Consider the following 26892-nt stretch of genomic DNA (forward strand, 5'->3'; position numbering starts at 1 on the left):
TAGTTGGAAGCCTTATCCGTCCCGCGCTTTTTCGTGGTGGCGGATCACCTCATCGATGATGAAACGCAGAAATTTCTCGCTGAACTCCGGGTCAAGATCGGCCTCTTCGGACAATTTGCGCAGCCGCGCAATCTGACGCTGCTCGCGCGCGGGATCGGCTGGCGGCAGCGTCACCTGCGCTTTGTATTCGCCGACTGCCTGCGTGATCCGAAACCGTTCGGCCAGCATGTGAATGATCGCAGCATCAATATTGTCGATACTTTTGCGAAACCGCGCGAGCGTGGGATCGTCTGCGGCGGTCTGGTCTGGCGAGGCTTGCGTTTGATGCGGCATAGCCCGCGAAACTAGCAGCAATTCAGCGCTTGCCAAGCGCGCGCGGCGTCTCGTAATGCGATTGCCGATGACCGCCGAAATCGTGCCTCTTCCGCGCAAGCTTCCGACACTCGATCCGATGCTATCGCTGACTGCCAGCGGCATGAATGCGGTCAATGCGGTAATTCTGGACCGGATGCAGAGCGATATTCCGTTGATCCCGCGCCTCGCCGGATATTTGATTTCAGGCGGGGGTAAGCGTTTACGCCCGATGCTAACGCTCGCCGGGGCGGAATTGGTCGGGTATCAGGGAACCCGCCACCACAAGCTGGCCGCCGCAGTTGAGTTTATTCACACCGCGACCTTACTGCATGACGATGTCGTCGATGGCAGCGAATTGCGCCGGGGCAAGGCGGCCGCCAACATCATTTTCGGCAATCCTGCGACTGTTCTGGTCGGCGATTTCCTGTTCAGTCGCGCGTTTGAATTGATGACCGAGGACGGTTCGCTCCGGGTGCTCAAGATTTTGAGCAATGCCAGCGCGGTTATTGCAGAAGGCGAAGTTTCGCAGCTCACTGCGCAGCGCCAGATCGAAACGAGCGAAGAACGCTATCTCCACATCATCGGTGCCAAAACCGCCGCTCTGTTTGCTGCCGCCAGCCAGATCAGCGCGGTTGTCGCCGAATGCAGCGACGAACAGGAACGCGCGCTGGAGGATTATGGCCGGAACCTTGGCGTCGCTTTCCAATTGGTTGATGATGCCATTGATTACACATCGGATGCAGCCGAGATGGGCAAGGATCAGGGTGATGATTTCCGCGAAGGCAAAATGACGCTGCCCGTCATCCTCGCCTATGCGCGCGGGGACGAGAGCGAGCGCAAATTCTGGAAGGATGCCATACTGGGCCATCGCACTTCCGACGCCGACCTTGCCGAAGCGATCAGCTTGATTGCAAGCCACAATGCGGTTGAGGACACTCGTGAAAAGGCTCGCCACTTTGCGCAGCGTGCGGTCGATGCAATTTCGATCTTTCCCGATAGCACGGCGCGCCGCGCCATGACCGAGGCGGCGCAATTTGCGGTCGCGCGGGGGTATTAAGGCAAACGCCGAACACCGTTCCCCTGCGCTTGCCGAAGGGCTGTGCTTCTTCTAGCGCCATCGCTCATCGAACGAACGGTGCTTCAGCAGGCGCAGCACGAACGGGATTGTTTTGGATAGCACTCTGCCCATTCATGCGGTTCTTACCGACCTCTGCCGGGCCCTGGCCAATATTGGCGTCGCCGTCCTGATTGCGCCGCCGGGGGCGGGCAAGACCACGGCGATTGCCCCAGCATTGTTGAACGAGGATTGGTGCACCGGTCAGATCATTCTGACATCGCCTCGCCGGGTCGCTGCGCGCGCCGCAGCAGAGCGGATGGCGGAAATGTTGGGCGAGAAGCCGGGCGAGACCATTGGCTATCTGACCCGGCTCGACAGCAAAGTTTCGAGTAAGACCCGCGTTCTGGTGGTGACCGAGGCGATCCTTGTGAACCGTTTGGTTGATGATCCGGAATTGGCCGGGGTCTCCGCGATCCTGTTCGATGAAGCGCATGAACGGCATCTCGACAGCGACTTGGGCCTCGCGCTGGCATTGGAGACCCGCGAGGTGTTGCGCGACGATTTGCGGGTGCTGGTGATGTCGGCGACGATTGATGGCGCGCGCTTTGCCCGGCTGCTCGGTAATAGCGCGCCGGTGATCGAAAGCGCGGGCAAGAGTTTTCCTCTGACAATCAAATGGCTTGGTGCCAATCCCTCGCAAAGGATTGAGGATCAGGTGGCAGGCGCGGTGATGACCGCATGGCGCGAAGTTGAGGGCGACATTCTCGCTTTCCTTCCCGGCGTGGGCGAGATTGAGCGCACTCGTGAACGGCTCGAAGCAAAACTGCCCGGCACGCCGATCCTGCCGCTGCATGGTCAGATCGAACCTGCGGGCCAACGCTCAGCCATTCAGCGCGACACGCAAGGACGGCGGCGGATCGTGCTGGCGAGCGCGATTGCAGAAACATCTTTGACGCTGGACGGAGTATCGGCGGTGGTCGATTCCGGGCTGGCACGAATGGCGGAATATGACCGCGCGGCGGGCACCACGCATCTGGTCACCCGGCGCGCTAGCCAGGCTGCCGCGGCGCAAAGGGCGGGTCGGGCGGCGCGGCAAGGTCCGGGCACCGCCTATCGTCTTTGGGAGGAGGGCGGGCATATGGGTCGACCCGAATTTGTCCCGCCGGAGATTGAAACCGCTGATCTGGCCGCGCTGGTCCTGAAACTTGCCAAATGGGGCGCAAGCAATCCGCTGGCCCTGCGCTGGCTCGATCCTCCGCCCGCCGCGTCGGTCGCAGCCGCCCGCGCCAATCTCGAAATGCTTGGTGCGCTTGATGAGCAAGGCTGCATCACTCAGCTGGGCGGTGCGATTGCGGCCATGCCAATGGCACCCGATCAGGCGGCGGCGGTGCTGCGCGGCGCGCTTTCGGGTTGCGGTGAAGAAACGGCGCGGCTGGTCATGCTGCTGCAGGAAAGAGGGCTGGGCGGGCGCGGCGATGACCTGCTTCAGCGGCTGACGCATTGGCGCGGAGACCGTTCAAGCCGAGCGAACAACGCTGCGCGGATTTCCAAGGGCTGGGCCGGAATGGCCGCAAAGCTGTTAGGGCAGCTGGCTCTCGCGCCAACGGGGCAAGCGCAATCACCAGCCGAATGCCTCGCGCTGGCTCGCCCGGATTTTGTCGCAAGACGCCGGGCTATGAGCGGAGAACAGTGGCTGAGCGTGGGTGGGCGCGGATATCAGCTTGATCCCGCATCGCCGTTGGCGCGCGCCGAATGGATGGTGATCGGCGATGCACAGGGGCAGGCGAAAGGTGCGCGGATCACAGCAGGCGCGCCGCTTGATGCTGCTGCGGTTGAAAGATTGTTTGCCAAACAATTGGAAGAACGTTCGACAGCGCGTTGGAATGCCGAGAAAAATCGCGCCGAATCGCGGCGCGAACGGCGACTTGGTGCGATCATTCTGACGCGCGGGCCAGACCCCGATCCCGATCTGCAGGCGGTCCTGAATATCCTTGTGGATAAAGCTTTGGAAAACTTGGGGGAACATCTACCCGCCGGATTTCTGGGGCGAGCCGAATTCGCCGGTATTGCTGCGCTTTCGCAGGGCAATTTGCGCGATCAGGCGGACCTGTGGTTGGCACCGTTAATGCAGGGGCGCCGCGATCTTGAACTGCCGCCTGCGCGGTTTGCCGAGGCGGCGCTGGGTCTGCTGGATTGGAGCGAGCGTCAACGGCTGGATAGCAACGCGCCGCTGTCTTTCACCTCTCCTGCACAGACCCGTCACGTCATCGACTATGCAGGCGACGACGCGCCCAGCACCGAAATCCGTGTGCAGGCGCTGTTCGGACTGGACCAGCATCCGATGATCGGGCGCACCCCCTTGCTGCTCAAGCTGACCAGCCCAGCTGGCCGCCCGATCCAATCGACCCGCGACCTGCCCGGTTTCTGGCGGGGCAGCTGGGCCGATGTGGTAAAGGACATGAAGGGCCGCTATCCCAAGCATCGCTGGCCCGACCAGCCGTGGACAGAAAAGCCAAGCCTCAAGACGAAAAACGCCTTCAATCGCAGCTAATATTGACCTATTGGAACCGCTCATGACCGCAAGAATTTACCAGCAGCCCAAAAGCGCAATGCAATCGGGCAAGGCAAAGACCGAAATCTGGGTGCTCGAATTCGCGCAGAGCGAAGCGCGCAGGCCTGACCCGCTAATGGGTTGGACCGGCAGCGGTGATACGCGCGCGCAGATAAAGCTGAGCTTCCCGACCAAAGCCGCAGCGCAGGCCTATGCGGAGAAATATGGAATATCGGCGCGCGTGCATGCAACCCCGGCAAAGACGCTCAAGCTTCAGGCCTACGCTGACAATTTTCGGTAGGCGGTTCAAAGAGGTTGGCGCACCCCAATGTTCGGGCGCGCACCACAAAGTCGCGAACACTGTTGAATTCTGACCGCCTGCGCGCCATATGCGCCCTTGGGAGTCGGGTGGACGTTTGCGTTCGCTCACCGGGTCAGGTCCGGAAGGAAGCAGCCCAGGTGGATTGCGGCGGGTCGCTCGGCTCCTTTTGTTTTCCTCAATCAGCGCGATGACAAACCCGCGGCAAGCGCCTAGCTTGGTCCGGTGACTGATTCCGATCCTGACCTGCCTGAAAACGATGTTGACGCCGCGCCGAACGCTGCCGAACTCGAAGCCTTGGGGCAGAATTCGATGTTTGGCGGCGATGAAGCCGCAATGGCACCAGCATCGCCGGCGCCTCTATCGGTGACGCCCAAGACCAACCAACCTTATCGCGTGCTCGCGCGCAAATACCGCCCGCAAACATTCTCCGAACTGATCGGGCAAGAACCGATGGTGCGCACGCTCGGCAATGCGATTGAGCGTGACCGACTGGCGCACGCATTCCTGATGACCGGGGTGAGGGGGGTCGGCAAAACCTCGACCGCGCGGTTGATAGCGAAAGCATTGAACTGCATTGGCCCGGACGGGCAGGGCGGGCCGACGATTGATCCTTGCGGTCAGTGCGAGCCCTGCACCGCGATTGCCGAAGGCCGGCATATCGACGTGATCGAAATGGATGCCGCGTCGCACACCGGCGTCGACGATGTGCGCGATATCATCGAACAGGTGCGCTATGCGGCGGTTTCGGCGCGCTACAAGATCTACATAATCGACGAAGTGCACATGCTGTCGCGCAATGCCTTCAACGCCCTGCTTAAAACGCTGGAAGAGCCGCCCGCGCATGTCAAATTCCTGTTTGCGACCACCGAGGTTGAAAAACTGCCCGTGACCGTGCTCAGCCGGACGCAAAGGTTTGATCTCAGGCGCATCCCGGCAGAATTGCTCGCGGCCCATTTTGGCAAGGTTTGCTCGCTCGAAGGGGTGGAGGCGGAAGAGGAAGCGTTGCGGATCATCGCCGCCGCTGCGGAAGGATCGGTGCGCGACGGGCTTTCGATCCTCGATCAGGCGATCGCGCATGCCGATATGGATGCCGAAGGCGCGGTTTCGGCGGAGCGGGTGCGCTCCATGCTGGGGCTTGCCGACAAAAGCGCCCAGCGCCGCGTTCTTGGCCATTTGCTGGGCGGCGATGCCAAAGCGCTGCTCGCCGGGGTCGATGAACAATATGCGCTGGGGGTTGAACCGCTGGCCTTGATGCGGGCGCTGATGGATCTGGTCCACCGGATCACCATTGCGCAGGTGTCAGGCGGCGAACCCGACGCCGCGAGCGAGGATGAACGGTCGGCGCTGGCAGAATTCGCGTCCCGGCTTGGCGCGGCAGAACTCCACCGTCTGTGGCAATTGCTGCTCAAGGGATATGACGAGGTCAAACAGGCACCCGATCCGTTGATATCTTTGCAAATGGCATTGCTAAGGGTCTTGCATGCTGCCGAACTTCCCGACCCCGGCAGGCTGGCGCGGCGGATTGAGGAATTGGCCAAAGCCGGTCCGACACCTGCTTCCCCCGCCGCACCCCCTCAAGGCGGTGATGCAGGGGGCGCTCCGACGGGATCAATTCCCAGCGATACGCAGCTGGATTGGGGCGCGCTGATCGAATTGGTCGACAATGCAGGTGAAATGCATGTGGCCGAAATGATGCGCAGCCGGGTGCGGGTGATCGAATTGGCGCCCGAACGGCTGATTTTTGAGCAGGCTGACAATTTTGCTGACGACCCGGCCCCGGACATTCGCAGCGCGCTGTTCAAGGTGACAAATCGGCGCTGGCAGGTGGAACGCGGCACTGGCGAGGCGCAGCCGACGATCCGCGAAACCCTCAAGGCTCAAACCGAGGCGCGGGCAGAGCGCATCAATGCGCATCCGATGGTAAAGGCCGCGCGCGCAGCCTTTCCCGAGGCGGAATTGCTCGATCTCGATGACAGCATGACCCGCCACGCTGCGGCGGGCCGCAATACGAATTGAACGAAAGGACATCACGATCATGAAAAGCATGGAAGAAATGATGGCCGCCGCGCAGCAGGCCGCCGAAACGATCCAGAAACAGATGAACGACATGCAGGTAAAACTGGATGCGATCGAGGTGGAGGGCAGCGCTGGCGGCGGTCTGGTAAAAGTCCGCGCTTCGGCCAAGGGGCGCATCCTTGGCGTCAGCATCGATGACAGCCTGATGAAGCTGGAAGAAAAGAACATCGTCGAAGACCTCGTCACCGCCGCCTTCAACGACGCGCGCGACAAGGCCGACCGGGTTTCGGCCGATCAGATGAAGGAAATGCAGGGCAGCATGGGCCTCCCGCCGGGGTTTAATCTACCGGGTATGGGGTAAGGCCGCCAAAGTGAAACGTGACTTGGAATTAATACGTTCGATTCTGCTCCGTATCGAAGACAGTGAAAATCCATGGCATGATGCGGAGATTGAGATTGACGGCCATGATCAGAATACGATTAATTTCCACCTATCTCTTTTAATCGAGGCAGGTTTTATTCAAGGTATGCAAAAGTCTGATCCTAATAGCCCCTTCGGGTATTATGTGCATTACCCGCAGTTGTGTTGGGACGGATATGAATTCCTAGAGACGATCCGCGATAAGGAAATTTGGGCAAAGGCGAAGAATGGTGCAGGGCAGGTCGGTAGTTCTGCCCTTAAACTAGTCGGGGAACTTGCTGTCGGATTTGCTAAACAGAAGGCGATAGGTATGGGCCTTCCAATTGCATAGCTGATGCAAGCAGCATCCACAGCTTCCTTGTCCGCGCCATTGCAGCCCTCGCTGCTGCTTCCCATATTCCTACAAACGGCGCGCCCCAATGGCGGCCTCGGACAACACATATGAACCAGCATTTCCCTCTCCTTCCCCTGCGCGACATTGTCGTGTTTCCCGGCATGGTCGTGCCGCTGTTCGTGGGACGCGAAAAATCGGTTGCCGCGCTTGAGGCGGCGATGGAGGCGAGCAAGGACATTTTCTTGCTCGCGCAGCTCGACCCCGCTTGCGATGATCCCGAAGCCGACGATTTGTATGATGTCGGCGTCGTGGCGCAGGTGCTGCAATTGCTGAAACTGCCCGATGGCACGGTGCGTGTGCTGGTCGAAGGGGGCGAGCGCGCCCGGCTTGAATCCTTGCGTGCGCAGGACGGTCACGTCGTGGCCGAAGTGGAACCGCAGGAACCAGAAACAGTTGGCGGGACCGAAGTCACCGCGCTGATGCGTCAAGTGACCGAACAATTTGAAGAATACGCCAAACTTAATAAAAAGATGGGCGATGAAACCAATATCGATCTGAGCGATGTCGATGATGCTGGCGCGCTGGCGGATACGATCGCCGCTGCGCTGAGCGCAAAAGTATCCGACAAGCAATCGCTGCTGACGGAGGCCAACCCGCTGAAGCGGCTCGAACTCGTGATGGCGTTTATGGAAGGCGAACTTTCCGTGCTCCAGGTTGAGCGCAAGATTCGCGGCCGGGTAAAGCGCCAGATGGAAAAAACTCAGCGCGAATATTACCTCAACGAACAATTGAAGGCGATCCAGAGCGAGCTTGGAGGCGGCGATGGCGAGGAAGTCAACGAGATCGCCGAGCTTTCCGAAAAAATCGAAAAGACCAAGCTGTCCAAAGAGGCGCGCACCAAGGCCGTCGCGGAACTCAAGAAGCTCAAAGCCATGCAGCCGATGAGCGCCGAGGCGACCGTCATCCGCAACTATCTGGATGTGCTGCTGGGTCTGCCTTGGGGCAAGAAATCGAAGATCAAGAAAAACATCACCAAAGCGCAGGAGGTTCTCGATGCGGATCACTATGCGCTGGAAAAGGTCAAGGACCGGATCATTGAATATCTCGCCGTGCAGGCGCGCACCAACACGTTGAAGGGGCCGATCCTGTGTCTGGTGGGGCCCCCGGGTGTGGGCAAGACCTCGCTGGGCAAATCCATCGCCAAGGCTACCGGGCGCGAGTTTGTGCGGCAATCGCTGGGCGGCGTGCGCGACGAAGCGGAAATTCGCGGTCACCGGCGCACCTATATCGGATCGATGCCGGGCAAGATCGTCACCAATCTGAAGAAGGCCGGGACCAGCAATCCGCTGTTCCTGCTCGATGAGATTGATAAGCTGGGGCAGGATTTCCGCGGCGATCCTGCCTCCGCGCTGCTCGAAGTGCTCGACCCGGAACAGAACAACAAGTTTCAGGATCACTATCTGGAACTCGATCTGGACCTGTCGAACATCATGTTCGTCACCACCGCCAACAGCCTCGACCTGCCGCAGCCGCTGCTCGACCGGATGGAGATCATCCGGCTCGAAGGTTACACCGAAGATGAAAAGGTCGAAATCGCCAAACGGCACCTGATCGCCAAGCAGGTTGAAGCGCATGGACTGAAGGTTGAAGAGTTTGAACTGACCGAAGCAGGGCTGCGCGATCTGATCCGCTATTACACGCGCGAAGCCGGGGTCCGCACATTGGAGCGTGAAATTGCCCGGCTGGCGCGCAAGGCGCTGCGCAAAATTCTTGAGAAAGAAGTGACTTCGGTCACGGTAACCCCCGATAATCTTGGCGATTTTGCTGGTGTGCGCAAATTCAAGCACGGCATGAGCGAAGACGAACCGCAGGTCGGGGCGGTCACCGGCCTCGCCTGGACTTCGGTCGGCGGAGAGCTTCTGACCATTGAAAGCGTAACAACACCGGGCAAGGGCGAGGTAAAAACCACCGGAAAGCTGGGCGATGTGATGCAGGAAAGCGTCGCAGCGGCATTTTCTTTCGTGAAAGCACGCGCACCCACTTACGGGATCAAACCTTCGATCTTCCACCGCAAGAATATCCATATTCATCTGCCCGAAGGAGCCGTGCCGAAAGACGGACCTAGTGCTGGTGTCGGTATGGTCACCTCGATTGTTTCGACGTTGACCGGTGCTCCTGTTCGGCCCGACGTGGCAATGACGGGCGAGGTTACCCTGCGCGGGCGCGTGCTGCCGATTGGCGGCCTCAAGGAGAAACTGCTCGCGGCGCTGCGCGGCGGGATTACCACTGTTCTCATACCCGAAGAGAATGTCAAAGACCTCGCAGAAATCCCTGAAAACGTGAAAGAAGGCCTTGAAATCATCGCGGTCAGTCACGTCGATCAGGTGCTCCAACATGCGCTGACCGAGATGCCCTCGCCGATCGAATGGACCGAAGCGGATGATCTCGCCTCGCAGCCCGGAAATGTGCAGCAATCGGCGTCATCTGGCGCAAATGAAATCGCTTCTGACGTGCCAACCGCCCACTGACCCGCTAAGGCTTCGCTACTTGCTGCGAATCGCGGCAGGGTCGCCAAGCGTCTCGGAATTGCTGTTCTATCGGCAGGAGTTGGAAAATGGATGAGGCGGGCTCTGGTTCGCCGCTATCAAGCTCCGTGTGCCATGATGCGGCGCTTTTCCGGGCGATTTGCCTTTGACAGCCCTCCCAAAAAGGTTTCAATCTATGTCCTTTCGGGAGAGGCGATTCACAACATCCGAACGCGAATGAGCAAGAGGGGAACGTAGTAATGAACAAGAATGATCTGATCAGCGCAGTTGCAGAGTCCAGCGGTCTTTCGAAAAGCGATGCATCCAACGCGGTCGATTGCGTTTTTGATGCCATCCAGAAAGCGCTTGCAGGCGGCGACGAAGTGCGACTGGTCGGGTTCGGCACGTTCGCCGTGGCCAAACGCAAAGCATCAATGGGACGCAACCCTCGCACCGGCGAACCTATGCCGATCAAGGCATCCAACCAGCCCAAATTCAAGGCTGGCAAGGGGTTGAAAGACGCCGTAAATTAAACTGGCAGTCGGGCTTTCAAAGCCAGCCGACGATAATTTTGCCGTCGGATTTATTTGGACCCCGCTCGCCCATAACGGCTGTCGGGGTCCTTTTATTACAGCAACCGAAACCGAAACCGCACGGGTTTAGCGGGACAGATCGATCAGAGCGGTCGGCGCTGTCTGAGTGCGCGAAGAAACGTTCCAAACCAGCTCTGCGCCGCGCGCGGTCGGTGCGGCACCTTCGTCGGTGTTGTTGGCTCGGACAACACCATTGGTGACAATCGTGAAAGTGCCTTCCTTCACCGGCATGTCTGGCAATTGTGGACCGTTGTCACCGTTTTCGTTCGAAGCGCCCATTTCCGCCATTCCGGCCATGCCCGCCATACCGCCCAGCAATCCGCCCATTGGACCAGCTTCGTTCTGTGCGGCAAATCCCGGCGCATTAACGCGCACGACATCGCCATCGCGCAAAATGATCTGGACAAAGGGGTTGGTCATCGGAAAGCCCTCAAGCACCGGGAACATGAAATCGTGGCTGAGTTCACCGGTTATCGAATAACGCACGTCGAACACACCATTGCCTTTGTCCACAACCCGTTCCCAGCCTTCTTGCCGCAACAGCAAAGTTGCCACTTCGGCTGCGGCTTCGGGGTCTGAGGGGTCGATACCGCCCATTATCGCTGACATTTGTTCAGCTTGGCTTGCCGCTTGCGCCGCTCGCATTTCGGCGCCTTCTTCCCAAGCCGCGCGCTGTTCGGCGATTTCTGCTGCTTTGCACTCACGCTCTTCGTAGGTATCTTCGTCAAAGCACGCCACTTGCGCAAATTCTTCGGCTTTGGCGCTCATCTGCGCGAGGTTGGACAGCGCAAGGAAATGAATTTCGCCGTCATAGGTAAAGGTGAAACGATCAGGGTCAGTCAGGATCAGTTCGGAAACGAATTTCCCTGGAGTGATGAAACATGCCGAAACAAGCAGAGAAAGACCTGCGACCAGCGCGGCGCCCGCAATCCGCGATGTATTCAAGAATGCCATGTTACCTTCTCCCCCTATGTATCTGACCCGCTAGCGCGTCGCCGCTGCATATAGCGCAATCGCTGCTGCATTCGAAACGTTAAGACTTTCGATAGCCGACGTAATCGGCAGTCGGGCAAGGCAATCGCAATGCGCCGCAATATTGTGCCGCAACCCTTCGCCCTCTGCGCCCAGCACGATTGCCATCGCCCCGGCGGGCATGCTTTGAGCCAAAGTCGCCTCGGCCTCCCCCGCCATGCCGATGCGCCAATATCCTGCCTCTGCCAGTTCATCGAGCGCGCGGGCCAGATTGACTACGCGCACCCAAGGTACGGTTTCCAACGCTCCCGATGCCGATTTTGCGACCACGCCACTTTCAGGCGGCGCATGGCGGTCCTGCGTTACAATACACGCCGCCCCGAAAGCGGCTGCTGAGCGCAGGATTGCGCCGACATTATGCGGGTCAGTCACCTGATCGAGCAAGACGACCGGCCGCGCAGGGTCACCACTGGCAACTTCATCGAGGAATTTGTTTTCCAGTTCCTCGCATTCCAGCACCAGCCCTTGATGCGGAGCGTCTCTTGCCACCATCCGGCCAAGATCAGCGACTTCGGCATATTCGAGCGGAAAATCGGAGGGCAGTTCGCCGTCAAGCGACGCAATCCCTTCGCGCGTTGCCCACAGCTTTCGATGGCGGCGATCAGGGTTCTTGAGCGCGGCTTCGACCGGGTGCCGTCCCCATAAGCGAACATGGCCAGGGGTTGTGCCCCCAGAACCGCGCCCACCCGACATTCGTCCGGCACGTCCGCGCAAAGCCCGCTTGCGTTCACCTTTTGCCATTTGAAATCTTACCTCATATCCGTGCCGATGCGGCTCCATTAATGCCCCCTGCCAGCCGCCCCATTGACAGGCAAGCGCCGCTTCGCCAAAGGGGCGCCTCTCGGCAGCGCCGGTCCTGCGGGTCGCGCGCCTTTTTGCAGAATGTGCAGGCGCACAATTTGCCAAAGCCCATGTGTGGACAGGTGGCCGAGTGGTTAAAGGCAGCAGACTGTAAATCTGCCCGCGCAAGCGTACGCTGGTTCGAATCCAGCCCTGTCCACCACCGGCTTTCCTGTTTTCTCCGTTTCAGCATGATCAGGGCACGACGGCGGCTTTCGGCCAAACGGGCCAGATTGCGTTCGTGCTTTGCAGATCGTTTACCTTAATCGGTTAACGCCGAGGCGAAACCAATGGCCTTCGGACGGACTTTCAACTTTCCGCATCCTCAGGCCGCGATTGCGGAGAATTGGTAGCGGACATGCCGATAGTTCAAAGAATGACGCGATTTGACCAGTCGATAATCTGGTCCTTGCTCCACCGGTTTTATATGGAAGCGGGACCAGAGGCCTGGTCCAACAAGATTGTGCCGCAGCGCAGCACCTCAAATGCATTTTGTGCAGACACTTACGCCTCTATTGTCGCTACCTTCTTCAAGGAATTGGCGGCTGAAGGAAACAGCGAGCCGCCGATCGTTATCGAGCTGGGCGGCGGGAGTGGCCGATTTGCATGGCAATTCCTGAACCGGCTGTTCAATTACCACTTCAGCGATGATGATCCTTGCCCCCAATTTACCTATCTGCTCACCGATGGGGCGACCAAAAACATTGATGCATGGAAGCAGAAAGAACGTTTTACGCCTCTGGTCGAAAGCGGCGTGCTTGAATTTGCGCAGCTGCTGATCGAATCCGATCCAATTATTCGCAAGGATGACGGTGATCTAAATCCCCGTGACCTCGCCGACCGCCCGGTTATCATCATAGCCAATTATCTGTTCGATTCCATTGCGTCGAATATGGTGCGCGTCAAGGATGGCGAGATCGAGCAGGTCTTCGTCCAAACCGACTCTACCGACCGGAAATTCCTGAAGAAGCCGATCACTTCGTTCCAGTCGATCACCGAAAGGTTTGAAAGCCGCCCGATCGCAGGCGACCCGACCGGCCACGCAATCATCGATGCCGCGCTGCGACGTTATGCCGAGCGGCTTGGCGATTTTCACGTCGTCGTCCCGCAAATTTGCCTGGAATTCGTGGAAAAATTCCTCGACCGTGATACGCCAATGCTGCTGCTCGCAGGCGATCTTGCCTATTCCGATCCGTCCGAATTCGAGCTGCAAAGCCCTCTGATCTTCGACACTTACTTTGCTCACTACACCAATCTGCACCTCTTCGGAGAGCTGTTTGGAGCCTATGGCGGCGTCATGCAGTCGCAACGGCATAAGGACGCAAATTTCAGTTGCAGCCTGTTTTCGCTGCCCGGCAAAGGCAGATGGGACGTGCTGGCTTTGCCGCGCACACGGGAGACTGCCAATGCGCTGCTCAAGGATTTCAACCCTTATGATGCGCATGAGATAATCGAACTGATCGAGAATACGGCGGAAGACATGTCAATCCGGCAAGCGATGGCGCTTATCCGGTTTTCCAAGTTTGATCCCGATGTCGCCGCCGCCTGTATACCCCATTTGCTGTTCAATATTGAACAGGGCGAAGAGGAAATTGATCGCCCACAATTCTATGAAACCTACATGGAGGCGTTTCGCGCCTATTTCCCTGACGGTTCGGAAACGCATTTTGATTGCGGTATTGCGCAGCTTTTCATGCGGTTGGAATACCATGCGCAGGCGTTGCAATTGATTGACCATTCGATCCGGGAATTTGGCAAGAACGCGCCGAGGCTGTTCGCGCTATCGCTGGCGCTGTTGAATCTGGGCGATGAGGTCAAGGCCGAAATAGTCGTGCGCGAGGCGGCGAAACTGGATCCGCAATTCGCTCCGGCGCAGCGGATGATCGCTGATCGATTTGACGAAAAGCCGGCTAAATCGGTCAAGATTGGAACCAGCTACGACCACCTTACGCTCTCCAATAATGATCCCAAGGTATCTGCAAAGGCTGCTGATCTGCTGGCAAAGCGCGGCGTGGTGCTGATAGAGAACCTGATCCATCCAGATGTCGTGACCGAGCTGCGTGATGCGTTGGGCGAGCGGGTTCGTGACTGGCAATCTTCGGATTTGGGCAAGCCCAACAATGTTGGTGACAAAAGATTTACGGTACCAATCCGGCTGCAAAAGCCATTCGATAATCCCAGCATCTACGCCAATCCCGTGCTGCTCGACATCTTGGAGCGAGTCATGGGTGAAAAACCGGTGCTGCACGCCTTTGGGTCGGTCACGACCTACGAAGGCGCGCGAATGCAGCATGTGCACCGCGAACATCCGCTGTTGTTCAACACCGATGCGGGCAATGCCAACGTGCCCTGTTATGCGACCACGATCCTGATCCCGCTTGTCGATCTGGACGAAGAGGCGGGCGGCACACAATTGTGGGAAGGCACGCACACCACTGCAAAACACGAGGAATGGAGCGGTGATCCGCATATCTTTTACACCAAGGCTGGCAGCGCGCTGGTGTTTGATTACCGCACCTATCACGGCGGCATGCCGTGCCGCGCGTCGCATGGGCGCCCCTTGCTCTACTTCACCTATACAATGCCATGGTTCCACGACACGCTGGCGTTTGAATCGCATGCGGCATTAGGCATCAGTGACCGTGAACGCATGAGCGTCCCCGAAAACCACCGCGACCTTTTCCGCTTAGCCAAACGGATTGCTGCCTAATTCGGAGCGTTAACGACTTGCACCGGACTGTGCCCCGATTCGATACGCCTTCGAAAGCTCGCTTGTTGGTGGGCAGTTTTCGAAGCAGTCAAGGGTCACAGATTACTTATCCCGTCCCGGCGAAACCAATCAGGGGGAAATCAACGTGAAACGTCAGAGCCTAAAACAAACTTCATTTCTAGGCGCAGCGCTCGCCATGAGTGTAACCGGCATCGAAATGCCAGCCTATGCAGCAGAAATGCCAAAGCAGGGCAGCAGCATCACCATGAGTGACTTCGGTGAAATCGAAGGCTTCGGCTATTTGAGCTCAATCGACGAAGTTGCCCAGAAATCAAAATCCAAGAAGGGGTCCAAGAAGGGCACTTCGAAAAAAGGTTCGGTGGGCAGCACCAGCGGCGGCGACTATTACGGTTCGACCAGCGGCGGCGATGCCAAGAAGGGTTCGAAGAAGGGCTCCAAGAAGGGAACTTCGAAGAAGGGCTCAGTTGGCAGCACCAGCGGCGGTGATTATTACGGTTCGACCACTGGCGGCGATGCCAAGAAGGGATCGAAAAAGGGTTCCAAGAAGGGCACTTCGAAGAAAGGCGGGACCACTTCCACTACCAGCGGCGGTTACAGCTCGACTTCTTCAGGCGGTTCGACCACTTCGACTTCGGGCGGTTCGACCACCACTACCAGTTCATCAGGTGGTACGACTTCGACTTCGGGTGGCACCACCTCAACATCAGGTGGCACAACGTCTACCTCAGGCGGCACGACAACGACTTCGGGCGGAACTCCTGTTCCCGAGCCAAGCACGCTGCTGATCCTTGGCCTGGGTGCTGCGGCTGCTCTGGGCGGGCGCCGGGTGCGGCGTCGCAAGGCAGAAACCAAGGCCTGATGCAGGCGCGGCCTGACAGCAACATTCTTGAATAAGCGAAGGGGGGGGCAAAAGGCCTCCCCTTTTTTGCCCGCAGTCCCGGTTCAATCTCGTTCGATTCCCCCAATTGAAATCGCCTGCTAACCATTTTGCGTTAGATCTTGCCATTATGGTTTTGAAACGCACCCTGATCTCGCTTATTATAGCAGTCTCTCTTGCGGCTTGCTCCTCTGCGCCGTCGATGACTGCTGCGGATGTTGAAAAGGCGATTGCGGACAATCGCTTTTACGATGCGCGCAGCGGATTGCTGGCCTGGCGCGAATACGCAGGGCCCTCGCCTGAAAACTCGCAAGAACTGGCGCAGGTCATGCTTGATCTTGGGGATGGGCACACCGCAGAGCGGTATCTCAATGAGCTGCGCGACGCCCAAGGGGAAAGCCCGCTTTGGACCACGATGCGCGCGCAATCGTTGATCCTGCAAGGGCAGGCATGGCGCGCGCGCGAGTTGCTCGATGAATTTGAAGGCGCGGCACGAGACAATGGTGACCACGCATGGCTGCGCGTTTGGGCGGCCATGGAAGAGGCGCAAATCGACGAAGCCCAGGAGCTGCTCGCCAATGGGCTGGGGCTTTATCCGCAATCCGCCCGCCTCCACGCGAAGGCCGCAAGGCTGGCGGTGTGGAGAGGGGATTGGGACACAGCGGATCAGCACGTCGACGAAGCACTGCGGATCGACCCTGACGAATATGAGGCTATGCTGATTGGCGGTGAAGTCAGGATTGCCAAAGGCGATCTGGAGGGAGCATTGCTAGCCTATCAGACGGCTGGCGCCGCATATCCCGACTTTGCCATTCCGCAGGCCAATATCGCAGGATTGATGCTGGATCTGGGCCGCACTGACGCCGCCGAGCCGGTGCTCGAAAGGGCGCTGCGGACGCATCCCGATTTTGCCTTGCTGCGCTTCAATTTGGCCAGATTGCATGGGCTTAAGGGGCGTTGGAGCACCGCCCGTGAGATTCTTCTGGCGTTACCAGCGGATTGGAAGCGCAACTTCCCAGCGGCCACCTTGCTGGAAGGCGAGGCGGAAGCCGCGCTGGGCAACCACGCCATGGCGATGACGCTGTATCGCAGCGCTGCTGGCGATCCGCGATTTGAGCAAAAGGCAGATGAGCTCATGGCGCTGCTACCGGGCTGACAGGCACCTTCCAAATGCTTCAAAACGGCTGTCAAACCCCTTGCAATGCTTGACGCGGTCGCTGTCAGGGCAGAAGCTGCCTATCAACGCTGAAATCAAGTGGGGGTGAGCAATGCCGGTGCTGACAGTGCAGATGCGCAAGGGCCGATCAAGCGAAGCGAAACGCGACCTAATCAGGAACGTGACCGATGCTGTGGTCGCGTCGATAGGGGCCAAGCGGGAAAATGTCCGCGTGCTCATTCACGAAGTGGACGATGAACATTTCGGCGTTGGCGGCATCAGCTATGCGGAGCGCGAAAGTGGAACTTGAACTGGCCGGAAAACGGGCTCTGGTCATCGGAGCGAGTCGGGGGTTGGGCGCGGCGATTGCGCGTGAGCTTTCCGTAGAGGGCGCGCATGTCGCCGGCGTTTCACGCAGCATCAGCGGTGGTGCCGAATGGCCGATGCTGGCCTGCGATCTCGGCGCAACTGATGCCGCTGAAACGATTGCCGAGTTTGCTCGGAATGAGCTGGGCGGGGTGGACATATTAGTCAACAATTCGGGTGGCCCGCCGCCGTCGAGTGCGCTCGATACTGGCGCGCAGCAACTGCTCGATGCTGCGCGGCCGATGTTGTTCACTCTGATTGAATTGACCCGGCTGGTCCTGCCGGCGATGCGCGAAGCTGGCTTTGGCCGCATCCTGACGATTACGTCATCGGGCGTGCGGGGGCCTATACCGGGGCTGGCCATGTCGAATACAATTCGCGCTGCATTGCACGGCTGGATGAAAACTCTGGCAAAGGAGGTCGCGGCGGATGGGGTCACGGTCAATCTGCTGATGCCGGGACAGATCGACACAGACCGGCTGCGTTCGCTGCATCAATTGACCGCGGAGCGCCTCGGGATCGCGCCAGAAACAATGACGGCAAAGGCCGCCGAGGCAATCCCCACAGGCCGGTTTGGTGACCCGCGCGAATTTGCTGCGGTCGCCGCCTTTCTTGCCAGCCCGCGCGCATCCTATGTCACGGGACTGGAGATTCCTATAGACGGAGGCCTGTTGCGGTCCTGAATGGCTGGACCGCGTCAACCGTGCGCGGTCCTGTTTTGCGCCGTGGCGTTACGCAAGAGCTTGCAGGTCTTGCTGACCGCTCTTATTCAACCGCGCCATGCAAAACTCTTCCCCAGAAAAGGTCACGCCTGTGCTGACCGGCAATCCTGTTATCTCGGCAACCGGGCTGTTTACGCCTGAAGATTCGATCACCAACGAAGAACTGGTCGAAAGTTTCAACGCCTATGTTGAACGATTCAACACCGCCCACGCAGTGGCAATCGCGGCGGGAGAGATTGAGCCTTTGGCACCGTCTTCGGTGGAATTCATCGAGAAAGCCAGCGGGATCAAAGCCCGGCATGTGATGAGCAAGGCTCCGATCCTCGACCCGGATATCATGGCCCCGCGCTGGGAAGCGCGATCCAACGAAGAATTTTCGATGATGGCGGAAATCGGCGTGGCCGCCGCTCGGCAGGCGCTGGAGCGCGCAGGGCGTGATCCGGGCGATGTTGATGCGGTGTTGTGCGCGGCCTCCAATATGGAACGCCCGTATCCCGCGATGGCCATCGAAATTCAACAGGCGCTGGGGATTGATGGTTTCGGGTTTGACATGAATGTCGCCTGCTCATCGGCAACCTTCGGCATTCAGACGGCGGCGGATTATATCCGTTCAGGCAACGCCAAAAGCGTGCTGGTGGTCAGCCCTGAAATCACCTCCGGACACCTTAATTGGCGCGACCGCGACAGCCATTTCATTTTTGGCGATGTGGCAACAGCGGTGTTGGTGGAGGATGCTGCGATCGCTCCGGCAAAGCATTGGGACATTCTGGGCACCAAACTAAAGACCGTCTTCTCCAACAATATCCGCAACAATTTCGGTTTCCTCAATCGCGCGCATCCTGAAAGCGCGGGCACAGCGGACAAATTGTTTGTGCAGGAAGGGCGCAAGGTCTTCAAAGAGGTCGTGCCGATGGTCGCGCAGATGATTGTGGATGAGGCTGCCCGTCTGGGCATCGACCCGCAAGCGCTTCGCCGGCTTTGGCTGCATCAGGCCAATGCGGGCATGAACCGCCTGATTTCCCATCGCGTTTTGGGGCACGAAGCCACCGATGATGAAAGTCCGACGGTGCTCGATACCTATGGCAACACCTCCAGCGCCGGTTCGATCATCGCGTTTCATCTGAACAGCGACGATCTGAGTGCAGGGGACACGGGCCTGATCTGCAGCTTTGGCGCGGGCTATTCGGCGGGCACGGTGTTTGTGCGCAAGGCGGCCTGATCCCGGCCTAGCATCCAGGCGTCCCACGCGCTGATAATGCGCTGCGACATGGCCCAAATTGCCGCAACGGCGATCAATGAGACCAGCCCGTCAACTGCGTAATGATAGGCGAGGTGTACGCTGCTGATCCATGTGATGAAGAAGAACACGGCGAAGAACGCGCCCCATTTTGCCGAGACGCGGCGGACCGCGATCCAATAGAGGAACGCAATGGCGCAGTGCATACTGGGCATGGCGGTGATGCCGCTGCCCAGACCGTTTTCTGCCTTCCCATACCAGTCGAGCAACATTTCCTGCACTGGCAGCACCATGATCGGCACTTGTTCATTGGCGGCGTAAAGATAGGCCATCTGCGCATCAAAAGTCGTATTGCCGAGCATGGGGCCTACGAAACAAGGACCAACCGACGCCAGCAGCGTTGCCATTGCGCCGCCGACCAGTGTCCAACTTAGCACGTAGGTGAGGAAAAACTGCCGTCTCACCCGGCTGTCGATCCGGGCGAAGGCAAAGAACATGACGCCGGGATAAAGCAGCAAGAACCAAAGTTGATAGAGCAGCGCCAGAAAGGCCGTTACAATTGGGTAGCCGATAATCGGGTGCAGCACCTGCCAGGCATCCTGACCAAAGAATAGCGCGCGGTCCCATTCGATAAATGCCTGATCCCAGGTGTATTGGTTGAACAGCGGGATCGCTGACTTCATTTTTGAGAAATAGGGCAGCAGGATGATCGCGACCCCAAGCATCGGCAGCCCTGCGGCTATTGTTCGTTTGAAGGCTGGCGCGGTGTAGCGCGCCTTCAGGTGCGAAATCGGGCTGTCGGGTCGCTTTTGGTAAAGCTCGCGGCCTGCATCCCAGCAGACAAGCACGATCACGAACATGGCGAAAATCTGGGAATTGGCGATGATCCCGCCGATCCCGGGGTTGATCCCGTGGGCCGCCAGCAGCGTCAGGCAGAGTGCCATCAACATGCCGCCGATGACCAGTATCGGCAGTTCACCGATCCAGCGCAGGGCGAGCGGGTCGGCCGTTTGATCGGAACCTTTGACCGCGCCGCCTTCCTCGTTGCTGGCAGATACCGATGTCATTGGCAGGCTCGCTTCCGATTAGGACTACATTTCAGGATACGATCTTCGAGCCTGCAAATAGGGTAAACATATCACTAAAGTGTGAATGGAGGCACCGTCTTCCTGGGTCGTAGTGCGGGCAACCAAACCTTTAATAATGCGTCCAAATGCCGGCACGTGGCTGTCATATTCGCGAAATGATCTGTGCCGCACGCGCGCTGCTTGCTTGCGGGGGCGTGATCCACAGCCTAGATGCGCAGGCATGGCAGGTGAAATTCTCGACAATCAGGGCCGCGGCGAAGCAAGCTGGGGCTGGCCCGACATTCATCCCGAAGGGCGCAAATACGGGGTCATTGCGGTCGCAATCAGCCTTGTGCCCTTGTTGATCCTTGACTGGGAGATCATCGGTTGGCCCTTGCTGCTATTATCGGCCGGGGTGTTTGCGTTTTTCCGCGATCCCGAACGGGTCGTGCCGCAAGCCGACAATGTGATTGTTGCCCCGGCAGACGGGCTGGTGACGCTGATCAAATCGGTTGAACCGCCCAGCGAACTGCGGATGGATGATGGTTCGGGTAACCTTGGCCTTGCCGACGGCCCGGTGACCCGCATTTCGATTTTCATGAGCGTGTTCGACGTCCACATCAACCGCGCGCCGATCGGTGGGACGGTGCGGCGGGTGGTCTATGTTCCGGGCAAATTCGTGAATGCCGACCTCGATAAGGCAAGCGAGGAAAATGAGCGCCAGCATATCCTGATCGAACGGACTGACGGATTGGCGATTGGCTTTACGCAGATTGCCGGATTGGTTGCGAGGCGGATTGTGCCGTTTGTGAAGCCGGGCGATCTGGTGGCCAAGGGGCAGCGAGTGGGGCTGATCCGGTTTGGCAGCCGGGTTGATGTGTATCTGCCCGCGGGAACCGAACCCAAAGTGTTGATGGGGCAGAAAATTATCGCAGGAGAGACGATCCTTGCCGAACTGGGCTCTGCCGCGCTGCTTGAAGGGATCGCGCAATAATCGCCGCGGCCTTCATATGCTCATCACAAGCTGAGGTTTGGCAGTGAAAGAGCGCCAGAACTTGCAAAAGAATGCTCCCTTGCCAGCGCGGGTCGGACCAAAAGCGGCCGAGGACGAGGACAGCAAGGCGGGAAGCGACGGCAGCGGGCTGACGCTGCGCGCGATGTTGCCCAATGCGATCACTTCAGCGGCGCTGTGTTCCGGTCTTACCGGGGTGCGCTTCGCCATCGAAGGTGAATGGGCCTATGCGGTGCTGGCGGTTGCGCTGGCCGGGGTGCTTGACGGGATCGATGGGCGGATTGCCCGGATGCTCAACGCCCAATCGCGTTTTGGAGCGGAGCTCGACAGCCTGGCGGATTCGCTTTCTTTTGGCATGGCACCCGCGATCATCCTTTACCTTTGGTCGTTGCAAGGTCTGGAACGGTTTGGCTGGTTTGCCGCGCTTGCCTTTGCAATTTGCTGCGCGCTGAGGCTGGCGCGTTTCAACGCCCGGATCGATGTGGAAAACCAGCCGCACCAATCGGCAGGATTTCTGACCGGGGTGCCGGCTCCGGTTGGCGCAGGCTTGGCGTTTACGCCTTGCTACCTGTGGATCGAAACCGGACTGCCGATCTTTCGTGACCCCATCCTGTTATCGATCTGGATCAGCGTTATCGCGGTATTGCTCATTTCGAATATGGCGACGTTAAGCTGGGCGGCGATCCGTCCGCGCCGCGATATACGGCTGCCCTTGCTCGCTTTCGCGGCACTGGGTTTTGCCGGGATGCTGCTGGAGCCGTGGTGGGCGCTCACCGCGATCAGCGCGGTCTATCTTGCGCTGATGCCCTATGGCCTTTTCAAATATGGCAAGATCAAGCGCCGCCGCGCCCGAGCTGCGATCAAACCGCAGCCCGAATAGTGCCAACAGCACGCCGCCGCGCATAGGGCCGGTTCGGATTCACCATTGTTCGCCGGAATTCGGTGCGCAAACGTTGCTCGCTCGCGTCAATTTGCGGGACAAATCCTGCATCGAGCAATGCCTGTTCGCGCATCAGTGACCGATATGCTCCGCTCGCGCGCAGCCAGCTATCGGCAAGGCTGCACAGCACCGCGACCGAGGTCACGAAAAACAACGATGTGATAAACAATGCAATCATGGCAGCGCCTTTCCGATTTGATGTGTTCTTACCCGCTGTTCATTCGCATGGATGATCGGGCGTAGCGTTCGTTCAATCTTTGTTCCTGTCGCTATGTTCTATAAGTGTTCTTTCGCGTCAAGCACTTTGTTCCGTTTGTGTTCCGCGCAGTCAGCTTTGCACTAGATTTTGTGGGTAAAGGTGGTTAGGGGCGCGCTCTCACAAATCAAAAGGTGCGAATCACTCACCTGCCTGTTTGTGAAATTCACATGGAAGGCATTCATACCGGTGCCGCTCGCGGGATCTCCGCAGCGCGGTTCCAGCCTTCCAGAGGAACAACCGGAAAGGAAATACCCATGGCGGCTCCCACCGTTACCATGCAGCAATTGATTGAAGCCGGCGCGCATTTCGGGCATCAGACCCATCGCTGGAACCCGCGGATGAAGCCGTATATCTTCGGTGCCCGCAACTCCGTTCACATCATCGACTTGTCTCAGACCGTGCCGCTGTTCGCGCGCGCGCTCGACTTTGTTGAACAGACCGTCCGTGCTGGCGGCAAGGTGCTGTTTGTCGGAACCAAGCGTCAGGCGCAGGAGCCTATCGCTGAATCCGCGCGCGCTTGCGGCCAACATTTCGTCAATCACCGCTGGCTCGGTGGGATGCTCACCAACTGGAAAACCATCAGCGGTTCGATCAAGCGTCTCAAGACCCTTGAAGAGCAACTGTCGGGCGACACCAGCGGCCTGACCAAAAAGGAAGTTCTTAATCTCACGCGCGAACGTGAGAAGTTGGAGATGTCGCTTGGCGGTATCCGCGACATGGGCGGCATTCCGGACGTGATGTTCGTGATCGACGCCAACAAGGAAGACCTCGCGATCAAGGAAGCCGCCGTGCTTGGCATTCCGGTGATCGGGATTCTTGATACCAATGTCGATCCGTCAGGCATTGCGTTCCCGGTTCCCGGAAATGACGACGCCAGCCGTGCGGTGCGCCTCTATTGTCAGGCAATCTGCGACGCTGCGCTGGCGGGCAAGGGTAAAGCTGTGCAGGAATCGGGCCAGGATTTCGGCGCGATGGATGCACCGCCTGCTGAACCTGCTGCGGAAGCCCCGGCTGAAGTGGCTCCAGTGGACGCCGCTGAGGAAACCGCCTGAGCCTGCTTGCCAAAGCGGCGCGCGTCAATTGCGCGTCACAATCATAGACTAGCGCGCCGGGCATGGCTTCCTCCGACAATTGCGGAGGATCCAAAGCCCGGTGCCCAAAACGACAATCAAAGGAATATCCCATGGCCGATTTCACCGTCGCCGATGTCAAGACCCTGCGCGAAAAAACTGGCGCAGGCATGATGGATGCCAAGAAAGCGCTTGTGGAAGCAGGCGGCGATATCGAAGCCGCCGTTGACGCGCTTCGTGCAAAAGGCCTCGCCACCGCCCAGAAGAAGTCGAGCCGCACCGCAGCGGAAGGTCTGGTCGGCGTCGCTGTCGAGGCGACCTGCGGCGTGGCTGTCGAAGTCAACTCGGAAACCGACTTTGTCGCCAAGAACGATCAGTTCCAAAACTTCGTCCGCAGCGCCACCGCTGCCGCACTGGCGCTGGGTAGCGATGATGTCGAAGCGCTTAAGGCTGCCGCATATCCCGGTGGCGGAACGGTTGGCGAAAAGCTGACCGACAATGTCGCCACCATTGGTGAAAACCAGCAGATCCGCCGGATCAAGTCGGTTGCCGTGTCGTCGGGCGCAGTGGTTTCTTACGTCCACAATGCCGCCGCCGAAGGGCTGGGCAAGATCGGGGTTCTGGTCGCACTGGAAAGCGACCTGAGCGAGGACACTTTGGTGCCGTTCGGTAAGCAGATTGCTATGCACATCGCTTCGATGTTCCCGATGGCGCTCAACGCTGATGGCCTCGATGCAGACGTGATCGCCCGCGAACGCGCCATCGCGCAGGAAAAGGCCGCCGAAAGCGGTAAGCCTGCCGAAGTGCAGGACAAGATGGTTGACGGCGCGATCAAGAAATTCGCCAAGGAAAACGCGCTGCTCAGCCAGATGTTCGTGCTCGACAACAAGAGCAGCGTCGAAGACGTGGTGGCCAAATTCGGCAAGGACAATGCGGGCTCGGTCAAACTTACCGACTATGTCCGTTTCCAGCTGGGCGAAGGCATCGAAAAGGAAGAAAGCGACTTCGCAGCAGAAGTCGCGGCTGCTGTTGGCGGGTAATCCCTCTAGCATTGAAGAAAACAACGGCCGTCGCAGATCATTGCTGCGGCGGCCGGATTTCTATCAACCAGACCTCCGGATGCGTGAAGAAGCGGATCGGCAGCAGGCTGGTGCCAAGTCCTGCTGATGTCACCAATGTCTTGCCGTGTTCTTTCACCACGCCGCAGGCATAGGTTTCGCCAAAATCGGACATGGTCGCCGGCGACCCGCCCCAAGGATAGGCGATTTGCCCGCAATGCGTGTGCCCCGCCAGCACAAGGTCTGCGTCAACCGGGACCGAGGGGAAAATATCCGGGCTGTGCGATAGCCACAAACGGACGCCTGAAAGCGGGCGCATTGCCTTTGCGGTGTTTTCGATGTCAGCTCTGCCAGTGAAATCATCGTCCACACCGCCAATCGCAAAAGGCCCCGCTTGCACAGCCTCGTTAGCGAGCACGCGAATTTGGCTGTGCCGGGACAGCTCAGCGGCCAATTTAGGCCAGCCGAACCAGTGGTCGTGATTGCCCGGCACGATGACAACTCCGTGCCTGGCCTCCAGTGCGCCGAGCGGTGCGACAATCTCAGCAGCGGTGTAAACCTTTGTCGCGCTGCGTTTCTCGCTGACCAGATCGCCGGCGATCACCACCAGATCGGGTTTGAGCGCGTTCACCTGATCCACGATCCGCGTCAGCCGTGACGGCGGCATATCCGGTCCTGCGACATGAATGTCGGTCAGGAACACAAGTCTGACCGGCGCTGATCCAGCCGGCAGGGAAGCAGTTTCGAGCACCAGCCGTTCCACCACTGGATCGCGCATTGTGTCGTGCCAGACCTTGGCGAGTACAGTTGCTGCGACTGCAATGCAGAAAATTGCGGCGATTTTGAACCACCTGCTGTGCAGAATTGCCTTCATCAACTGTCCTATGGTTATTGGCTGGGTCTTTGCACAAGGCGAAGCAAACGCAAAGCCGCGCCCGGTTTGGGCTGGACATATCCACTTGGCAGCGCGCGGCCTGCCGGATAGAGGCCGCAGACATAGGCTTTGTAGCCGCAATTCAGCCGGAGATACCTTCCCCCAATGGCAAACAGCACTGCCCTTCCCGAAATCAAGCGCGTCCTCCTCAAGCTTTCAGGCGAGGTCCTGATGGGGGAACAGGATTACGGCATCGACCCAGCCTATGTCGCGCGTCTTGCCGAAGAGGTAAAGGCGGCCAAGGATAGCGGGATCGAAGTGTGTCTGGTGATCGGCGGCGGCAATATCTTTCGCGGGATCAGCGCAGCGGCCAAAGGGCTGGACCGCACCACGGGCGATTACATGGGGATGCTGGCGACAGTGATGAATGCGCTGGCCATGCAGAATGCGCTCGAACAATTGGGCGTGCAGACCCGTGTTCAATCGGCCATTCCGATGAGCAGCGTATGCGAGCCCTACATCCGCCGCCGGGCCGAACGGCACCTTGAAAAGGGGCGCATTGTGATCTTTGCTGCAGGCACCGGCAATCCGTTCTTCACCACCGATACCGGCGCGGCATTGCGTGCGGCGGAAATGGGCTGTGACGCGCTGCTCAAGGGCACAAGCGTCGACGGCGTCTATGACAGCGATCCCAAACATAATGAAAACGCCGTCCGCTATGACACCATTTCCTATGACCACGTTCTGTCGCAGAACCTCAAAGTCATGGACGCCACCGCAGTGGCGCTTTGCCGGGAGAACCACATTCCGATAGTGGTGTTCTCGATCCGTGAAAAAGGCAATCTTGCCCGCGTCCTGTCGGGCGAAGGCACACAGACAATTGTAAAGAAGGACAGCTGATCCATGCCGCAGTATGAAAAGGCAGACATCGAACGCCGGATGGCGGGCGCGGTGGAATCGTTGAAGAGTGATCTTTCGGGGCTTCGCACCGGGCGCGCCAACACCAGCCTTCTCGATCCGGTGCAGGTTTCGGTTTACGGGGCCATGATGCCGCTTAACCAGGTCGCGACGGTTTCCGCGCCCGAACCGCGCATGTTGAGCGTGCAGGTGTGGGACAAGTCAAACGTCAGCGCCGTGGAAAAAGGGATCGCGCATGCGAACCTCGGTCTTAATCCGATCGTCGATGGTCAGACCCTGCGCCTGCCCATGCCGGATCTGACCGAAGACCGGCGTAAAGACCTTGCCAAGCTGGCCGGGCAATATGCCGAGAAAGCCAAAATCGCGATCCGCAACGTCCGCCGCGACGCAATGGAAAGCCTGAAGGTTGACGAAAAGAAGAAGGATATTTCCGAGGACGAGCGTAAGCGGATGGAGGACGAGGTTCAGAAGCTGACCGATAAATATGTCGCCGAGACCGACGATGCGGCGGCGAAGAAAGAACAGGAAATCCTGACTCAGTGAGATCTGGGGAGGGGCCG

The 26892-nt window shown here is 58.8% G+C and carries 26 protein-coding genes, 1 tRNA gene and 1 other RNA gene; 22 read left to right on the plus strand and 6 right to left on the minus strand.

Annotation, left to right across the window (positions count from 1 at the left end; translation table 11 throughout):
• Positions 1–12: 12 nt before the first annotated feature.
• Entirely contained in the window at positions 13–333 is a 321-nt protein-coding gene (locus tag ACM64M_RS05725) for a chorismate mutase (protein WP_416227709.1), read from the minus strand.
• A 67-nt stretch (positions 334–400) separates the two neighbouring features.
• Here ACM64M_RS05725 and ACM64M_RS05730 point away from each other — a divergent pair, with 67 nt between their 5' ends.
• From ACM64M_RS05730 to ACM64M_RS05770, 9 genes are all read left to right on the plus strand, one after another.
• A complete protein-coding gene (locus ACM64M_RS05730) occupies positions 401–1411 on the plus strand; it encodes a polyprenyl synthetase family protein (RefSeq protein ID WP_416227710.1) in 1011 nt (336 codons plus the stop codon).
• A 112-nt stretch (positions 1412–1523) separates the two neighbouring features.
• On the plus strand, positions 1524–3962 hold the full coding sequence (gene hrpB, locus ACM64M_RS05735; protein WP_416227711.1) for an ATP-dependent helicase HrpB: 2439 nt from the start codon (positions 1524–1526) through the stop codon (positions 3960–3962).
• A gap of 22 nt (positions 3963–3984) precedes the next feature.
• Positions 3985–4263, plus strand: coding sequence for an ETC complex I subunit (locus tag ACM64M_RS05740; RefSeq protein WP_416227712.1), 279 nt, complete (start codon positions 3985–3987; stop codon positions 4261–4263).
• A gap of 96 nt (positions 4264–4359) precedes the next feature.
• An RNA gene (gene ffs / locus ACM64M_RS05745) (signal recognition particle sRNA small type) lies at positions 4360–4454 on the plus strand.
• 52 nt (positions 4455–4506) lie between these two features.
• Entirely contained in the window at positions 4507–6300 is a 1794-nt protein-coding gene (locus tag ACM64M_RS05750) for a DNA polymerase III subunit gamma/tau (RefSeq protein ID WP_416227713.1), read from the plus strand.
• 19 nt (positions 6301–6319) lie between these two features.
• Positions 6320–6661, plus strand: a complete 342-nt coding sequence (locus ACM64M_RS05755; protein ID WP_416227714.1) for a YbaB/EbfC family nucleoid-associated protein — start codon at positions 6320–6322, stop codon at positions 6659–6661.
• A gap of 10 nt (positions 6662–6671) precedes the next feature.
• The gene (locus tag ACM64M_RS05760; protein ID WP_416227715.1) at positions 6672–7052 is read left to right on the plus strand and encodes a DUF2513 domain-containing protein; all 381 of its coding nucleotides are present in this window, start codon (positions 6672–6674) and stop codon (positions 7050–7052) included.
• Between the two features lie 110 nt (positions 7053–7162).
• A complete protein-coding gene (lon, locus tag ACM64M_RS05765) occupies positions 7163–9583 on the plus strand; it encodes an endopeptidase La (RefSeq protein ID WP_416227716.1) in 2421 nt (806 codons plus the stop codon).
• 257 nt (positions 9584–9840) lie between these two features.
• The gene (locus ACM64M_RS05770) at positions 9841–10113 is read left to right on the plus strand and encodes an HU family DNA-binding protein (protein WP_416227717.1); all 273 of its coding nucleotides are present in this window, start codon (positions 9841–9843) and stop codon (positions 10111–10113) included.
• 126 nt (positions 10114–10239) lie between these two features.
• On the opposite strand, the gene ACM64M_RS05775 is transcribed toward ACM64M_RS05770, so the two are convergent.
• Together ACM64M_RS05775 and ACM64M_RS05780 are read right to left on the minus strand one after the other, a co-directional pair.
• Positions 10240–11127 (minus strand): hypothetical protein, encoded by an 888-nt coding sequence (locus ACM64M_RS05775; protein ID WP_416227718.1) that lies wholly within the window; start codon positions 11125–11127, stop codon positions 10240–10242.
• Between the two features lie 30 nt (positions 11128–11157).
• A complete protein-coding gene (locus tag ACM64M_RS05780; protein WP_416227719.1) occupies positions 11158–11946 on the minus strand; it encodes a TrmH family RNA methyltransferase in 789 nt (262 codons plus the stop codon).
• A gap of 176 nt (positions 11947–12122) precedes the next feature.
• Between ACM64M_RS05780 and ACM64M_RS05785 the strand changes: the two genes are divergently transcribed.
• The 7 genes from ACM64M_RS05785 (at position 12123) to ACM64M_RS05815 (ending at position 19116) form a co-directional block, all read left to right on the plus strand.
• Positions 12123–12208: transfer RNA gene (locus ACM64M_RS05785), tRNA-Tyr, on the plus strand.
• Positions 12209–12421: 213 nt separating this feature from the next.
• Positions 12422–14755 carry a phytanoyl-CoA dioxygenase family protein gene (locus ACM64M_RS05790; protein ID WP_416227720.1) on the plus strand — a complete coding sequence of 778 codons (2334 nt, stop codon included), beginning with the start codon at positions 12422–12424 and terminating at the stop codon, positions 14753–14755.
• A gap of 196 nt (positions 14756–14951) precedes the next feature.
• Positions 14952–15635, plus strand: coding sequence for a PEP-CTERM sorting domain-containing protein (locus ACM64M_RS05795; protein WP_416227721.1), 684 nt, complete (start codon positions 14952–14954; stop codon positions 15633–15635).
• A 220-nt stretch (positions 15636–15855) separates the two neighbouring features.
• On the plus strand, positions 15856–16809 hold the full coding sequence (locus ACM64M_RS05800) for a tetratricopeptide repeat protein (RefSeq protein ID WP_416227722.1): 954 nt from the start codon (positions 15856–15858) through the stop codon (positions 16807–16809).
• Between the two features lie 112 nt (positions 16810–16921).
• Positions 16922–17119 carry a 2-hydroxymuconate tautomerase gene (locus ACM64M_RS05805; protein WP_416227723.1) on the plus strand — a complete coding sequence of 66 codons (198 nt, stop codon included), beginning with the start codon at positions 16922–16924 and terminating at the stop codon, positions 17117–17119.
• On the plus strand, positions 17109–17858 hold the full coding sequence (locus ACM64M_RS05810; RefSeq protein ID WP_416227724.1) for an SDR family oxidoreductase: 750 nt from the start codon (positions 17109–17111) through the stop codon (positions 17856–17858). Before ACM64M_RS05805 ends, ACM64M_RS05810 begins: the two co-directional genes overlap by 11 nt.
• Before the next feature lie 97 nt (positions 17859–17955).
• Positions 17956–19116: a beta-ketoacyl-ACP synthase III gene (locus tag ACM64M_RS05815; RefSeq protein ID WP_416227725.1), complete on the plus strand. Its 1161-nt coding sequence runs from the start codon at positions 17956–17958 to the stop codon at positions 19114–19116.
• Here the strand turns inward: ACM64M_RS05815 and ACM64M_RS05820 are convergent.
• A complete protein-coding gene (locus ACM64M_RS05820; RefSeq protein ID WP_416227726.1) occupies positions 19077–20201 on the minus strand; it encodes a phosphatase PAP2 family protein in 1125 nt (374 codons plus the stop codon). The two genes, ACM64M_RS05815 and ACM64M_RS05820, sit on opposite strands and share 40 nt — an antisense overlap.
• Before the next feature lie 241 nt (positions 20202–20442).
• On the opposite strand from ACM64M_RS05820, the gene ACM64M_RS05825 reads away from it, so the two are divergent.
• Both ACM64M_RS05825 and ACM64M_RS05830 read left to right on the plus strand, forming a co-directional pair.
• Positions 20443–21195 carry a phosphatidylserine decarboxylase gene (locus ACM64M_RS05825; RefSeq protein WP_416227727.1) on the plus strand — a complete coding sequence of 251 codons (753 nt, stop codon included), beginning with the start codon at positions 20443–20445 and terminating at the stop codon, positions 21193–21195.
• A gap of 61 nt (positions 21196–21256) precedes the next feature.
• Positions 21257–22093, plus strand: coding sequence for a CDP-alcohol phosphatidyltransferase family protein (locus tag ACM64M_RS05830; RefSeq protein ID WP_416227728.1), 837 nt, complete (start codon positions 21257–21259; stop codon positions 22091–22093).
• Here ACM64M_RS05830 and ACM64M_RS05835 read toward each other — a convergent pair.
• The gene (locus tag ACM64M_RS05835) at positions 22074–22331 is read right to left on the minus strand and encodes a hypothetical protein (RefSeq protein ID WP_416227729.1); all 258 of its coding nucleotides are present in this window, start codon (positions 22329–22331) and stop codon (positions 22074–22076) included. The two genes, ACM64M_RS05830 and ACM64M_RS05835, sit on opposite strands and share 20 nt — an antisense overlap.
• Before the next feature lie 335 nt (positions 22332–22666).
• Here ACM64M_RS05835 and rpsB point away from each other — a divergent pair, with 335 nt between their 5' ends.
• Positions 22667–23464, plus strand: coding sequence for a 30S ribosomal protein S2 (gene rpsB / locus ACM64M_RS05840; protein WP_416227730.1), 798 nt, complete (start codon positions 22667–22669; stop codon positions 23462–23464).
• A gap of 131 nt (positions 23465–23595) precedes the next feature.
• Positions 23596–24522 (plus strand): translation elongation factor Ts, encoded by a 927-nt coding sequence (gene tsf / locus ACM64M_RS05845; RefSeq protein WP_416227731.1) that lies wholly within the window; start codon positions 23596–23598, stop codon positions 24520–24522.
• Between the two features lie 37 nt (positions 24523–24559).
• Here the strand turns inward: tsf and ACM64M_RS05850 are convergent, their stop codons facing one another.
• The gene (locus tag ACM64M_RS05850) at positions 24560–25414 is read right to left on the minus strand and encodes a metallophosphoesterase (RefSeq protein WP_416227732.1); all 855 of its coding nucleotides are present in this window, start codon (positions 25412–25414) and stop codon (positions 24560–24562) included.
• Between the two features lie 165 nt (positions 25415–25579).
• Between ACM64M_RS05850 and pyrH the strand changes: the two genes are divergently transcribed.
• The gene (gene pyrH / locus ACM64M_RS05855) at positions 25580–26314 is read left to right on the plus strand and encodes a UMP kinase (protein WP_416227733.1); all 735 of its coding nucleotides are present in this window, start codon (positions 25580–25582) and stop codon (positions 26312–26314) included.
• A gap of 3 nt (positions 26315–26317) precedes the next feature.
• Positions 26318–26875 carry a ribosome recycling factor gene (frr, locus tag ACM64M_RS05860; RefSeq protein WP_416227734.1) on the plus strand — a complete coding sequence of 186 codons (558 nt, stop codon included), beginning with the start codon at positions 26318–26320 and terminating at the stop codon, positions 26873–26875.
• Positions 26876–26892 lie beyond the last annotated feature (17 nt).

This window comes from Qipengyuania sp. ASV99, assembly GCF_047872805.1.
Classification (GTDB): Bacteria; Pseudomonadota; Alphaproteobacteria; order Sphingomonadales; family Sphingomonadaceae; genus Erythrobacter.